This window comes from Ectopseudomonas chengduensis (assembly GCF_900102635.1).
Lineage (GTDB): Bacteria > Pseudomonadota > Gammaproteobacteria > Pseudomonadales > Pseudomonadaceae > Aquipseudomonas > Aquipseudomonas chengduensis.
On sequence record NZ_FMZQ01000008.1, the window covers coordinates 182,087 to 195,178 of the forward strand.

Annotated in this window: 17 protein-coding genes; 9 read left to right on the forward strand and 8 right to left on the reverse strand. The window is 63.0% G+C overall.

Annotated elements, in window-relative coordinates; genetic code table 11:
- The first annotated feature begins 14 nt into the window (after positions 1-14).
- Entirely contained in the window at positions 15-764 is a 750-nt protein-coding gene (locus BLS08_RS14600) for a substrate-binding periplasmic protein (RefSeq protein ID WP_017676695.1), read from the forward strand.
- Here the strand turns inward: BLS08_RS14600 and BLS08_RS14605 are convergent.
- Positions 761-1,981, reverse strand: a complete 1,221-nt coding sequence (locus tag BLS08_RS14605; protein WP_026088549.1) for a PilT/PilU family type 4a pilus ATPase — start codon at positions 1,979-1,981, stop codon at positions 761-763. The genes BLS08_RS14600 and BLS08_RS14605 overlap by 4 nt on opposite strands.
- A gap of 148 nt (positions 1,982-2,129) precedes the next feature.
- Here BLS08_RS14605 and BLS08_RS14610 point away from each other — a divergent pair, with 148 nt between their 5' ends.
- Positions 2,130-2,408, forward strand: coding sequence for a peptidylprolyl isomerase (locus BLS08_RS14610; protein ID WP_017362973.1), 279 nt, complete (start codon positions 2,130-2,132; stop codon positions 2,406-2,408).
- Positions 2,409-2,415: 7 nt separating this feature from the next.
- Here BLS08_RS14610 and BLS08_RS14615 read toward each other — a convergent pair whose 3' ends face one another.
- The 4 genes from BLS08_RS14615 to BLS08_RS14630 all read right to left on the reverse strand — a co-directional run bounded on the left by BLS08_RS14615 (position 2,416) and on the right by BLS08_RS14630 (position 5,153).
- Entirely contained in the window at positions 2,416-3,327 is a 912-nt protein-coding gene (locus tag BLS08_RS14615) for a LysR family transcriptional regulator (protein WP_017676692.1), read from the reverse strand.
- Between the two features lie 67 nt (positions 3,328-3,394).
- Positions 3,395-3,874: a nuclear transport factor 2 family protein gene (locus tag BLS08_RS14620; RefSeq protein WP_017676691.1), complete on the reverse strand. Its 480-nt coding sequence runs from the start codon at positions 3,872-3,874 to the stop codon at positions 3,395-3,397.
- A gap of 9 nt (positions 3,875-3,883) precedes the next feature.
- Positions 3,884-4,474 (reverse strand): TetR/AcrR family transcriptional regulator, encoded by a 591-nt coding sequence (locus BLS08_RS14625; RefSeq protein WP_017676690.1) that lies wholly within the window; start codon positions 4,472-4,474, stop codon positions 3,884-3,886.
- A gap of 121 nt (positions 4,475-4,595) precedes the next feature.
- Complete coding sequence (locus BLS08_RS14630) at positions 4,596-5,153, reverse strand: carboxymuconolactone decarboxylase family protein (protein ID WP_017676689.1); 558 nt, start codon at positions 5,151-5,153, stop codon at positions 4,596-4,598.
- A 90-nt stretch (positions 5,154-5,243) separates the two neighbouring features.
- Here BLS08_RS14630 and BLS08_RS14635 point away from each other — a divergent pair, with 90 nt between their 5' ends.
- Positions 5,244-5,570, forward strand: a complete 327-nt coding sequence (locus tag BLS08_RS14635; RefSeq protein ID WP_026088548.1) for a winged helix-turn-helix transcriptional regulator — start codon at positions 5,244-5,246, stop codon at positions 5,568-5,570.
- 7 nt (positions 5,571-5,577) lie between these two features.
- On the opposite strand, the gene BLS08_RS14640 is transcribed toward BLS08_RS14635, so the two are convergent.
- On the reverse strand, positions 5,578-6,498 hold the full coding sequence (locus BLS08_RS14640) for a LysR family transcriptional regulator (protein WP_017676687.1): 921 nt from the start codon (positions 6,496-6,498) through the stop codon (positions 5,578-5,580).
- Positions 6,499-6,637: 139 nt separating this feature from the next.
- Here BLS08_RS14640 and BLS08_RS14645 point away from each other — a divergent pair, with 139 nt between their 5' ends.
- Entirely contained in the window at positions 6,638-7,030 is a 393-nt protein-coding gene (locus BLS08_RS14645; protein ID WP_017676686.1) for a RidA family protein, read from the forward strand.
- A 45-nt stretch (positions 7,031-7,075) separates the two neighbouring features.
- Here the strand turns inward: BLS08_RS14645 and nfsB are convergent, their stop codons facing one another.
- Entirely contained in the window at positions 7,076-7,726 is a 651-nt protein-coding gene (nfsB, locus tag BLS08_RS14650) for an oxygen-insensitive NAD(P)H nitroreductase (protein ID WP_017676685.1), read from the reverse strand.
- Positions 7,727-7,851: 125 nt separating this feature from the next.
- Positions 7,852-8,721 carry a LysR family transcriptional regulator gene (locus BLS08_RS14655; protein ID WP_017676684.1) on the reverse strand — a complete coding sequence of 290 codons (870 nt, stop codon included), beginning with the start codon at positions 8,719-8,721 and terminating at the stop codon, positions 7,852-7,854.
- Positions 8,722-8,823: 102 nt separating this feature from the next.
- Between BLS08_RS14655 and BLS08_RS14660 the strand changes: the two genes are divergently transcribed.
- The 5 genes from BLS08_RS14660 (at position 8,824) to BLS08_RS14680 (ending at position 13,091) form a co-directional block, all read left to right on the forward strand.
- Positions 8,824-9,246, forward strand: coding sequence for a VOC family protein (locus BLS08_RS14660; RefSeq protein ID WP_017676683.1), 423 nt, complete (start codon positions 8,824-8,826; stop codon positions 9,244-9,246).
- A gap of 18 nt (positions 9,247-9,264) precedes the next feature.
- Positions 9,265-10,278, forward strand: coding sequence for a homoserine dehydrogenase (locus BLS08_RS14665; RefSeq protein WP_017676682.1), 1,014 nt, complete (start codon positions 9,265-9,267; stop codon positions 10,276-10,278).
- 12 nt (positions 10,279-10,290) lie between these two features.
- On the forward strand, positions 10,291-10,992 hold the full coding sequence (locus tag BLS08_RS14670) for a glutamine amidotransferase (protein WP_017676681.1): 702 nt from the start codon (positions 10,291-10,293) through the stop codon (positions 10,990-10,992).
- 183 nt (positions 10,993-11,175) lie between these two features.
- Positions 11,176-12,090, forward strand: coding sequence for an ABC transporter substrate-binding protein (locus BLS08_RS14675; protein ID WP_017676680.1), 915 nt, complete (start codon positions 11,176-11,178; stop codon positions 12,088-12,090).
- Positions 12,090-13,091 (forward strand): FecCD family ABC transporter permease, encoded by a 1,002-nt coding sequence (locus BLS08_RS14680; RefSeq protein WP_017676679.1) that lies wholly within the window; start codon positions 12,090-12,092, stop codon positions 13,089-13,091. The genes BLS08_RS14675 and BLS08_RS14680 overlap by 1 nt, the downstream gene beginning before the upstream one ends.
- Position 13,092 lies beyond the last annotated feature (1 nt).

Here is a 13,092-nt window from a genome sequence, read left to right on the forward strand (position 1 = left end):
ACAATGACAACAGGATGTTCGTCGTGAACACGTTTTTCTGCCTGCTGCTGGCGTTGATGCTAGCTGGAACCGCATCCGCCCACGAGCCCATCAAGCTATACATGCCAGACGCGCCACCCCTGACGCTGCATCACTACGAGGGCGGCCATGGCATGGCAGGTGACGTGGTACTGGCTGCGCTGGCCAGGATCGGCAAACTCACCGACATCGTCGCCGAGCCCTGGCCACGCGCCCAGGTCAACGTGTCCAGGGGCAGAAACATGCTGATCATTCCCCTGTCACGAACGCCCGAGCGCGAGGAGCTATATACCTGGATTGCCTCGATCATGGAGCTGGAGCGCGCCTTCTTCAGCCTCGACGAGCCGGTCACCAGCTTCATGCAGGCCCGTCAGCGTTATCGCCGCATAGGTGTCGGCATGGGCACGGCGCAGGTGGGCATCCTGCAGCGCCAGGGTTTCAGCGACGAGCAGATCGTGCAACTCAAGCTGGGCGAAAACCCGGCCCATCTGCTCAGCCTTGGACGTATCGACGCCTGGTTCACCGGGGTGCCGGAGGCGCTGTACATCTGGGAAAGCTCGGCCTATCGCGAACAGAACCTGCGCAGGAGCCCCACCCTGGCCAGCACCGGCCTGTATCTGGGCTGCTCGAAGGACTGCGATGCGCAACTGGTCGAACAGCTGCGCGCCGCCATCAGCGAACTGGAAGAGGACGGCGTCAGCCAGCGGCTGCGTCAGGCCTATCTGCCGCTGCAGCCCGACCCTTAAATCCCCTGTCGCCCCGGGTCTTCCGGCGGTTGCTCCTGCTCGATGTCCTCCAGTTTCAGCTCCAGCCCCCAGTCGCCTGCAGCAGCGGCTTTCGCTGCAGGTGCCGGCGTGACAACCGGCGCAGCGGCGGCGGGTGCAGGCATGGCATTGGCCGGATTGTCGCGATGGAGCTTGAGCTTCAGGCGCACGTTGTTCGCCGAGTCAGCGTTCTTCACCGCCTCCTCCTCGTCGATCGCACCTTCGTGCACCAGGTCGATCAGCGCCTGATCGAAGGTCTGCATGCCGAGGTTCTTGGATTTCTCCATGATTTCCTTGAGCTCGGAAAACTCGTTGCGCTTGATCAGATCGCGCACCGTCGGCGTACCCAGCATTACCTCCACCGCGGCGCGGCGCTTGCCATCGACGGTTTTGACCAGACGCTGCGAAACGAATGCCTTGAGGTTGTTGCCCAGGTCGTTCAGCAGTTGCGGGCGGCGATCCTCGGGGAAGAAGTTGATGATGCGATCCAGCGCCTGGTTGGCGTTGTTGGCATGCAACGTGGAAATCGCCAGGTGCCCGGTATCGGCGAAGGCCAGGGCATGCTCCATAGTCTCGCGGTCGCGGATCTCGCCGATCAGGATCACGTCCGGCGCCTGGCGCAGGGTGTTCTTCAGTGCGGCATGGAAGCTGCGGGTATCCACGCCCACCTCGCGCTGGTTGATGATCGACTTCTTGTGCCGGTGCACATACTCCACCGGGTCTTCGATGGTAATGATATGGCCGCCGCTGTTGCGGTTGCGGTAGTCGATCAGCGCCGCCAGGGAGGTCGACTTGCCCGAACCGGTACCGCCGACGAACAGCACCAGGCCGCGTTTTTCCATCACCGTGCCGAGCAGCACTTCGGGCAGTTTGAGGTCTTCGAAGCGCGGAATATCCAGCTTGATGTTGCGCGCGACGATGGATACCTCGTTACGCTGTTTGAAGATGTTGATGCGAAAACGCCCCACACCGGCCAGCGATATCGCCAGGTTCATCTCCAGTTCGCGCTCGAATTCCTCACGCTGGGCACTGTCCATGATCGAATCGGCAATGGCCGCCACATCGCCCGCCTTCATCGGCTCCTGGCTCAGCGCCTTGAGCACGCCATTGAACTTCGCGCAGGGCGGCGCGCCGGTAGAAAGATAGAGATCGGAACCATCCTGAGTGGACAGGATTTTCAGCATTGCTTGGAGATCCATGGCGGCGTTTCCGTGAGCGCGATTGAAATACCATAGGCCATGATTGATCCGCGCTGCGGACAACACACAACCCATAAAATTGACGCCATTCTGCTGGCGCAATGAATGCTGGCACAATAGCGCCCTGACAGATTTGAGGACCCCATCAATGGCAAAGGCAATGGCCCGCCACATCCTGGTCAAGACCGAAGCGGAAGCCGCCGCGCTGAAGAAGCGCATTGCCGCCGGCGAAGCCTTCGATGTGCTGGCGCGCAAGCACTCCACCTGCCCCTCCGGCAAGAAAGGTGGCGACCTAGGTGAAGTGCGGCCCGGGCAGATGGTGCGTGCGGTGGATCAGGTGATCTTCAAGAAGGCGCTGCGTGAAGTGCACGGCCCGGTGAAGACCCAGTTCGGCTACCACCTGATCCAGGTGTTCTATCGCGACTGAGCCCTGCTCAGGCGCCTGGCTCGCCCATGAACTCGATGATCTTGCTCCTCAGCCAGCGCTCGGCGGGATCGTTGTCGGTCACCCCACTCCAGACCATCGACAGATCCGAATTGACCAGCTCGAATGGCGGGTCATCGGCACGCAGGCGGGTCCCTTCGATCAGTGCTGCCGCGGCGAAATCCGGTACCGTGGCGAGCATTTCCGTACCGGCGATGATCGAGCGCAAGCCACTGAACTGCGGCACCGCCAGCACCACGCGACGCGAGCGATCCAGGCGCGCCAGGTCGTTGTCGATGTTGCCGCACAGATCTCCCGAAAACGACACCAGCGCATGCGGACGCGAACAGTACTCGTCCAGCGTCAGCGCGCCAGGGCGGTCGTCACCGCGCAGCACCTTGACCTTCATCTCGCGCAGCTTGCGCCGCTTGGCGTTGGCCGGCAGCTCGGTGGTGTAGCTGACGCCAACGGAAATTTCCCCCGAGGCCAACATCGCTGACATCAACAGGAAGTTGACCCGGCGCACCACGATCACCACCTCCGGCGCCTCTTCGCGAATCTGCTTGAGCAACGCCGGGAACAGACCGAACTCGGCATCATCGGACAGACCGATGCGGAAGGTGTCGCGGTTGCTGGCCGGGTTGAACTCTCGGGCACGGCTGACCGCGCCCGAGATGGTATCCATGGCCGGCTGCAGCTCCTTGAGAATCGCCAGCGCTCGCGCCGTCGGTTCGAAACCACGGCCGTTGCGCACCAGCAACGGATCGTCAAACAGATCACGCAGCCGGGCCAGCGCCGCACTGACCGCCGGCTGGCCAAGAAAGAGCTTCTCGGCGGCACGGGTCAGGTTCTTCTCGAACATCAGGGTTTCGAAGATCACCAGCAGATTCAGGTCGACGCGGCGCAGGTCGTTGCGATTCATTCAGGGCTCTCGAGCACGGTGTGATTGACGCATTAAAGCAGCAACCTCCGTGCCCACATAGCCCAGATCAGAGGCCCAGCTCGGACAACCCCGGATGATCGTCAGGACGACGCCCCTGGGGCCAGCGAAACTTGCGCTCGGACTCCTGAATGGGCAGATCGTTGATGCAGGCATAGCGATTGATCATCAGGCCGTCGGCGCCGAACTCCCAGTTCTCGTTGCCGTAGGAGCGAAACCAGTTGCCCGAATCGTCGCGCCATTCATAGGCATAGCGCACGGCAATGCGGTTGTCGGTGAACGCCCAGAGCTCCTTGATCAGACGGTACTCCAGCTCCTTGGCCCACTTGCGCTCGAGGAAGGCACGCGCCTGATCGCGGCCATTGGCGAACTCGGCGCGGTTGCGCCAACGCGTATCGAGGCTGTAGGCCAGGGCTACCCTGGCGGCATCACGGCTGTTCCAGCCATCCTCGGCCAGGCGCACTTTCTCGATGGCGCTCTCGCGAGTGAACGGCGGCAGCGGCGGACGAACTTCATTATTTGACGACATGACGGCACCTCAGGCTTGCGGGGGATTTAGCCCATCACTGGGCAACAGGGTTTGCAGGAGCAGTTGCGCGGTGCGACCAGCACTGTCGGCCGCGTCGGCCTGGCCGGTGACCATGGCGACGGCCGTTGCGCCATCGATCAGCAGGAGAAACTGCCTGGCCATCGCCTCGGGATCGGCAAAGCCGCAAGCCGTGGTCAGCTCGTTCAGGTAGGCCAACAGGCGTTGTTTGTGCAGCAACGCGACGGCGCGGATCTCGCTGTCGGGATCACCGACCTCCCCTGCCGCATTGATGAAGGCGCAGCCATGGAAGTCAGGTGCGCAGAACCAGCTGCGCAGCAGTGGGAACACGGCCAGCAGCCGCTCGCTCGGCGATCCCGCAGAAGTGCCGGCGATGAACCATTGCATCCAGCGTTCATCACGCGCGCGCAGCGCAGCGGCAACCAGCATTTCCTTGGTTGGATAGAGGCGGTAAATGCTTTTACGCGCCACCCCCGACGCCTTAACGATGGCGTCCATGCCAGTGGCGTTGATACCACCGGCATAGACCAGGCTTTCGGTGGCTTGCAGCAAGCGCTGCTGTAGAGAGACATCTTCGAGCATGGTTCAAACCATAGAGAATGATCGTTCTCAGCAAGATAGAACGATCATTCTCAAAGGTCAAGCAAATGCATAAACGTCGGGTCAAGTCCCCCTGCGAAACGTCAACTGGCGCCAAGCTACGCTAGCTGCAAAGGAGGTATTCACTGAATCTCGCCACCCCCTGCTCCAGCGGTAGATCAAGTCCGTTGGCAAGGTAGGCGACCGTTCGATAGAAACCAGCCAGCATCAATATCTCCAGAACCTGCTCATCATCGAAGTACTCCCGGATGCGGGCGAACTCCTCATCGCTCAGCGTTGCACGCTCGTGCAGCGCATCGACGGTGATCAGCAAAGTAGCTTCTTCGACAGACCACATTTCAGGACGCAATGGCCTGTCCAACGTAGCGCTCACCTCCTCCCTGCTCAAGCCAGCCGCTTCGCCGAAGACCGTCACATGAACGCCCCATTCGTACTCACAGCCAGTCAGTGCGCAGCATCTGTCGATGACCAGCTCGCGCTGACGCAGCGTCAGCAGCTTGCCGTCCAACAGGGCTCCCGCCGTGAACTTTTGCCATGCGCGCCTGCTGCTCGCCAGGGTCCTGAATAGCACCAGAGGCGGTACACCTGCGCCCATGATCCTGTCGAAGGACGCCTGGATTTCCTCCGCATAGGGTTCGTTCAGTGCCGAGATTCTGCTCATGCTGTATTCTCCGCTATCGAATATGTAGCAACAGTATTGCTACATATTTTGTAGCAAACAAGAGCGATAAACAGAGGTGATAAGCCCAGCATGACTTCATCGATTATCAATGGACGCCGCCCGATCATGGCGCTGCTGGACCTGCTCGGGCAGAAATGGGCGCTGCGGGTTATTTGGGAGCTGCGCAATGGCGCGCTCAACTCCAGGGCCTTGAGAAGTGCTTCAGGGGAGATATCGCCAACGGTGCTGCAGAGCCGAATCAACGAGCTACGAGCAGCAGGCATCGTCGTATCGGGCGACAACGGTTACTCACTGACTGCCTTGGGGGTCGAGCTCTCAGAGACGTTCATCCCGCTTTATCACTTTGCCGGCAAATGGGCGGATCATCTCGAGCAGAATTCGGAGCAAGACGGTTAGTCGAGCATCAGCGCCGTGACAACACTGGCGCATGCTCGGCCATCAGCGCTACCACCCAGTCGATGAATACCCGCAGCTTGGCACTGACATGGCGGTTCGGCGGGAAGGCCAGGTACATCGGCATCGGTTTCATCTGCCAGTCCTCGAATAAACGCACCAGCTCCCCGCTGGCCAGGTGTGGTTTGGCCATGTAGTGCGGCAGCCAGAGCATGCCCAGGCCCGCCAGGCCCGCAGCCAGATAGGCGTTGCCATCGTCGACCGTCAGCAGCGGGCGGCCATGGGCCTCGATGCGTTCTTCACCCCGCTGCATCGCATAGGGCAAGGCCTTGCCGGTGCGCGACCAGAGAAAACCCACCGTGTGATGGCCAGCCGCCTCCAGCTCGCGCGGATGCATCGGCGTGCCGGCGCGTTGCAGGTAACCCGGCGTGGCGTAGATGCCGAGCTGCAGATCGCCGACATGGCGCGCGATCAGCGATTGATCGGTGATCTCACCGCCGCGCACCACGCAGTCGACGTTCTCACCGATGATGTCGATGAGCCGATCACTAACGCCCATGGTCAGCTGAATTTCCGGATAGCGCGCATAGAAAGCCGGCAAGGCCGGGATCAGCAGCATGCGCGCGAAGGGGCTGGGCACGTCCACGCGCAGGCGGCCACGCGGCGCCATCGATGCGCTGGACAGGCTGGTCTCGGCATCGTCGACATCTGCCAGCAAGCGCACGACGCGCTCGTAGTAGGCGGCCCCGTCAGCGGTGACGTTGACCTTGCGCGTGGTGCGGTTGAGCAGGCGCACGCGCAGCCGCGCCTCCAGTTGCTGCACGAGTTGGGTCACGCTGGTCTTGCTCATGTGCAGGGTGGCGGCTGCCTTGGTGAAACTGCCGGTTTCCACCACGCGGGCGAAGGCCTGCATCGCATCGAAACGATCCATTTCACGTCTCTCTCGGCTATTGATTGTTTGGATTCTACAAACAGTCATGACCAGAGTTGCTCGTTTATCCAGCCCCGCCGTGTTTTTAAAGTGATTCCATCGTTAACAGCGGGCCGTAGTGGCCCAGATGGAGGCAACAATGACCAGCAAACGTGATGTGGTTTTCCCGGCCGACCGCCATGACCTGTATGAACTTCATCGCTATTCACCGGCGATTCGTTCCAACGGCTTTCTGTTCGTTTCCGGCCAGGTCGGCAGTCGCAAGGACGGCTCGCCCGAGCCCGACCTGAAGGAGCAGGTACGCCTTGCCTTCGCCAACCTCAATGCGATCCTCGCCGAGGCCGGTTGCAGCTTCGAAGACGTGGTTGACACCACCGTGTTCATGGTCGATCCGCACGCGCAGTTCGAGACCATCTGGGAGGTGGTAGCCGACTATTGGGGCGAAGCCCCTTATCCGACAGTGACCGCTATCGGCGTGACCTGGCTGTCCGGCTTCGACTTCGAGATCAAGGTGATCGCCAAACTGCCGTAATGAGCAGCGGTTGCGCCCCTGCAGACGAGGGCGCGACCGAAAGGCTTAGAGGTGAGTGAAGACGCGCTCGGCTGGCAGACGCGACTTCGGCAGCGCGGCATTGAAATCGCCGTCGCTGTGATACCCCAGCGCCACCGCGACCATGCTGCTCAGCCCCTGAGCGGCCAGCCCCAGCTCTTCATCCAGCGCCTCGCGGTCGATGCCCTCCATCGGCGTGGCGTCCACGCCCTTGGCCGCAGCGCCCAGGAGCAAGGTGCCCAGCGCCAGATAAGCCTGTTTCTCCGCCCAGTGCGGGATATCGCCGAGGCCACGGTGCAGTTCGACGTAGCTGCTGCGGGTGTTGTGCTGGGTGGTGCGCGCCGCGTCATCGCGGAAGCGGCCATCATCGGCCTCCTGCTGCAGCACATCGGCCAGGTACGCATCATCGAGGTCACGACGGGCGCAGATCAGGATCACGTGCGAGGCATTGAGGATCTTCGACTGGTTATAGGCGAAACCGCCCTGAGCGCCCTTGGCCAGGCGCGCCTTGCCTTCTGCAGTGCTCGCCACGACGAAGTGCCAGGGCTGCGAGTTGACCGAAGACGGCGACAGGCGCAGCAACTCCAGCAGCTCGTCGATGATCGCCTGATCCACCTGGCGGCTGGCATCGTAAGCCTTGGTGGTGTAACGCTGACGCGCGAAGGAAATGGGGCTCATGAACACTCTCCTGATCGATGGATGACGCGAAGTGGACGCCAGTCTGCAGCATGCCTGTGCACGAAAAAAGCTGGCAAAGCCGCTAGGAGTTTCAAAGCAAAGATGAAAATGCAGGCATCAGCCCTCTAGCGAGCCACGCCAGCGGTCTGCAAACACTCGATAAAACCCGCCACGGCCGCCGAACGACTGGCCTTGGGATACAGCGCGCCGATCTCGCGATGAATTGCCGTCGGGCCGAGCGCGATTGCGCGAACACTGGCCGGCAGCGGCAGGATGGTTTCCGTCAACGGCACCACGGCCACGCCAAGGCCACTCTCGACCATCGACAGCATCGCCTGTATATCGTCGACCTCGATCCACTCCTGCAGCGTTAAAGAATGGTCGCGTAGAAAGCGCTCCACTTGGCGACCTCCGAAGGAGGAGCGGCTATAACGGATAAAAGGCTGCTCGCGAATCACCGACAGCCAGTCATCGCCAGCCACGTTGCTGGCGGCAAGCAGCACGTAGTTCTCGCATGCCAGCGGCGCCCACTCCAGTTCCCGCGGCGGCTCGAACGCCGGACGAATGAGGATCGCCAGGTCGAGCTCCCCCGCTTCGACTCGATCCATCAACTGCAGGGAAACGCCTGGCGACAGATTCACCCGGCAGTTGGCAAAGCGCTGGCGGAACGGCACCAGGGCGCGCGTGAGGATGGTCGCGTGCACCGAGGCGATCGCGCCGATCTCCAGCGGTTTGGCCCATTCCTCGTCCTGGGTCGGCTCGCCCAAGGCATCGAAACCAGCGACCAGCGCCTCGGCACGCGCCAACGTACGCAGCCCTGCAGCATTCAGCGTGGCCGAGCGACCGGTGCGATCGAACAGGGCGAAACCCAGGCTTTCTTCCAGGCGGCGCATATGGCCACTGACGGCCGCCTGGGTCAGGCCGATACGCTCACCAGCGGCGCTGAAGGTGCCATAGCGCGCCACCGCGATAAGGGTTCGCAGTTCGATGATCATGTCGATTGATAAGATTCTGTTTTGCTCATGATCAGAACATATAGTTTTTTAAGAGGCTTGTCGCCGAATAGGATGATTCCACTCACCAACGAGGGAACCCCGATGACCGCACTATGCCCGTTCCACCTGGCCTTTCCGGTTGACGACCTGACCGCCGCTCGCGACTTCTACGGCAACCTGCTCGGTTGCAGCGAAGGTCGCAGCTCGTCAGAGTGGATCGACTTCAATTTCTACGGCCACCAGATCGTCGCCCACCTGGCGCCTGACGAAGCAGGCGCAGTACCGGCCAACGCGGTCGATGGCCACGGCGTGCCGGTGCGCCACTTCGGCGTCGTCCTGCCGATGCACGACTGGCAGGTCGCTGCCGATAAACTCAGCGCCGCCGGTGTCGAGTTCATCATCAAGCCCTATATCCGCTTCAAGGGCGAGCCAGGCGAGCAGGCGACGATGTTCTTCAAGGACCCGAGCGGCAACGCCGTCGAAATGAAGGCGTTCGCCGACATCAACAACCTGTTCGCCCGCTGACAGCGAAAGGAACACCCCATGCAAACGCTCAAGGTTGCAATTGCCGGTTTCGGCGGTGTTGGCCGCACCACGGCCAACCTGCTGCTGCAACGTCGCGACCGCTATCGCCAGGTCTATGGCGTGGATGTGCGACTGGTTGCCGTATGTGGCTCACGCGCCGGCCTGGCCGATGCCAATGGCCTGCAGGCCAACCAGCTGGACGACCTGCTGCCCGGGCTGTCCGGCCCGGACTTCGTCGCAGCGAGCGGTGCCGAGGTGCTGATCGAGGCCGGCCCCAGCGATTTTCGCAGCGGCGGGCCAGGCCTGGACTACTTGTGTGCGGCACTTTCCGCCGGGCGGGACTGCATCGTCATCTCCAAGGGCGCGCTGGTGCACAGCGGGCCGCGCCTGCGCGAACTGGCGCGCGCCTCCGGGGCGCAGCTGAAGCTCAGCGGTGCAGCCGCGGCCGCCCTGCCCACGCTCGACCTGCTCGAGCACAGCCTGGCCGGCTGCAAGGTGCTCAGCGTCGAGGGCATTCTCAACGCCACCACCAACTACCTGCTCGACGCCATGCGCACCCAGGGGCTTGGCTTCGATGCGGCGCTACGTGAGGCGCAGGCCGGCGGCTTCGCCGAGGCGAATACGCGCAACGACACCGAAGGCTGGGACACCGCCTGCAAACTCCTGCTGCTGGCCAACTTCGGCCTTGGCGCCGAGCTGACAATGGCTGACGTCGAGGTCGATGGCATCCATTCGATCACCGCGCAGCGTATCGAAGCCTGGCAAGCACAGGGCCTGGTTCCCCGTCTGGTCGGCAGCCTCAGCTACGTGAACGGCGCGATCCGCGCCAGCGTCGGGATCAAGACCTACCCGCTGTCCGATCCCTTCGCTCAGGTGAACGGGAAGAACAAGGCCATCCGCATCAGCAGCGACGCCATGGGCGAGACGATCGCCATCGGCGGCGGCGCTGAACCCCTCGCCACCGCTGCCGCCGCGCTGAAGGACTTCGAACATATTCTCCAGGCCAGGGGGCGCTCCCCCCTGCTTTATTGACGGACATTGCGCATGACCCAACTTACCCTGCAAGCCATCCGCCACGTCGGTTTCGAGGATCTCGGCAGCTTCGAGGCACCGCTGCGTACTGCCGGCTACCAGATCGAGTACATCGACGCCGCGGAACGTGACCTCAGCCAACTCGACCCGCTCGCAGCCGACCTGCTGGTGGTGCTTGGCGGCCCTATCGGCGTCTATGACCACGACCGCTACCCGCTCGTCTCCACTGAACTGGAACTGCTGCGCGTACGCTTGGCAGCCGATAAGCCGACGCTGGGCATCTGCCTCGGTGCGCAGCTGATGGCAGCAGCACTGGGCTCCAGCGTCTATCCAGGGCCAGCCAAGGAAATCGGCTGGTCGACCCTGGAACTGGCAGCCCCCGACTATCAGCCACTTGCCGCCCTGCGCGATATCGCCGTACTGCATTGGCATGGCGACACCTTCGACCTGCCGGAAGGCTGCACCCTGCTCGCCTCGACCCCGCTATGCCGCCAACAGGCCTTCGCTCGCGGGCAAAACGTGCTGGGCCTGCAATTTCACCCGGAAGTGCGCGGCGACCTCTTCGAGCATTGGCTGCTGGGCCATGCCAGCGAACTGGCCAACTCGGGCATCGATCCCGTCACCCTGCGTCACGACGCCAAGCGTAATGCCAGCGCCCTCGAACAAGCGGGCACCATCATGCTCGGCGCTTGGCTGGCCAAGCTGAAGCACTGAGCACAGCAGCAGGCCCGAGCCTCATGAAAAGGCTCGGGCACCGCCGCCTCATTCAGCGCCTACAGCCTGTAAACACTTCGTAAATGCGATGGATTTTCATTAACTCACCTAGTAAAAGATAGCTTGCTTTCGATCCTGTCTGGAGCAGCGCTTGCTGCTGCTCGTTTCGCCCCGGAGTCCAGCATGTCTATCCGCTCTCACCTGCAACGCACAGCGGCGGCGATTACCACGTCGCTGCTGCTCGCCCTGCCCCTGCATGCCAGCGAACGCACGCTGGACAGCGCCTACGGTCCAGTGACAATCAGCGGCACTGTGCAGCGCGTGGTGGCACTGGGCGACAGCGCCCTGGATGCGGCGCTGTCGCTCGGCGTGCAACCGGTCGGTACCCTGGCCAGTCGCGGCGGCGACGACGTGCCGGACTATCTCAAGACCACGGCAGGCAAGATCACCCTGGTGGGCAGCGTGCGTGAACCCAACCTGGAAGCCATCCTGCGCCTGCAGCCGGACCTGGTACTGGCCTCCAGCGATCTGTCACGCGACCTGTACGCCAAACTGAGCCTGATGGCGCCCACCGTGGTACCCGCCGGCAATTCCTTCCAGGACTGGCGCGAGACCTACATGACCTATGCCCAGGCCCTCGGCAAACAGGAAGAAGGCCAGCAACGCCTTGCCGAGATCGAGAAACGCAGCGCCGAACTGCGCCAGCGTCTGCCGCAGGGCCAGGCAGTCAGCGTAGTGCGCTGGAACCCGCAGGGGCCGGTGATCATGTCCAGCCACCTGTTCGTTGGCCAACTGCTGAAAGACCTCGGCCTGCGTGCCAACGAACTGGCCGCAGCCCAGGCGCAGAAACCACACAGCGACGTACTGAGCCTGGAGAACCTGTCACGCATCAATGCCGACTGGATCTTCCTCGCCACGCTCAATCCAGATGGTCGCAAGGCCCTGGAAGACGCGCGCAAGCAGCCTGCCTTCACCCGCCTGCCAGCCGTCGCCGACGGTCATGTGGTAACCGTCGACGGCCAGATCTGGAGCAGCAGCTCCGGCTACCTGGCGGCTCAGCAGGTACTCGATGACGTGGAGAAGGCCCTGCTCGACTGATGCTCGCGTCACGCCTTTCCGTTCCCAAGGCATTGGCCGGCGCAGCGCTGTGCCTGATGCTTTTGTGCGTCGCCAGCCTGCTGTTGGGCGCGGGTGACATCGGCCTCCTGCCCAGCCTGCAAGCCCTGCTCGGGGGCAGCGATGACGATGCCCGCTTCATTGTCTTCGAATTGCGCTGGGTGCGTACCGAACTGGCCCTGTTGGTCGGCCTCGCCCTAGGCGCGGCCGGTGTACTGCTGCAAGCGGTGACGCGCAATCCGCTGGCTGAACCCGGACTGCTCGGGGTCAGCGCCGGCGCCTCGTTCGCCGTGGTGCTGGCGATCAACCTGGGCGCCTCGGCTGCAAGCCTGCACATGGGCGTCGCCATGCTGGGTGCGCTGGTGGGTTGCGTGCTGGTGCTGCTGGTCACGCGCATGCGCGGCGTCGGTGATGACCCTGTGCGACTGGTGCTGGCCGGCGCTGCTTTCTCCGGCATGCTCGGCGCGTTCAGCAGCCTGCTGCTGTTATGGGATCAGCGCACCGCCGATGAAATGCGCTTCTGGGTCATCGGCGCCCTGGCGGGCCGTCCGCTGGACACGCTCGACTGGAGCCTGCCCGGACTGATCGGCGGACTATTGGTGGCGCTGCTGGTGGTGCGTCCGCTGGCCGCCCTGGCGCTGGGCGAACGCGTCGCCAGCGGCCTTGGTCATCATCCGCAACTGACGCGCCTGGGCACCCTGCTGGCCGTGGCGATACTGGTCGGCACCGCTACGGCTGCCGCCGGCCCCATCGCCTTTATCGGCCTGATCGTGCCCTATATCGCTCGCCGCCTGGTGGGCTCCGATATCCGCCGCACCCTGGGCCTGAGCATGCTGCTCGGCCCCTGCGTCCTGCTACTGGCCGACGTCATCTCGCGCCTGCTGGTACGCCCCTACGAACTGCCGGTGGGCGTGGTGACCGCCTTCGTCGGCGCGCCGATCCTGATTGCCGTGGTGCGCAACCAGCGCCTGCCGACCCTGTGAC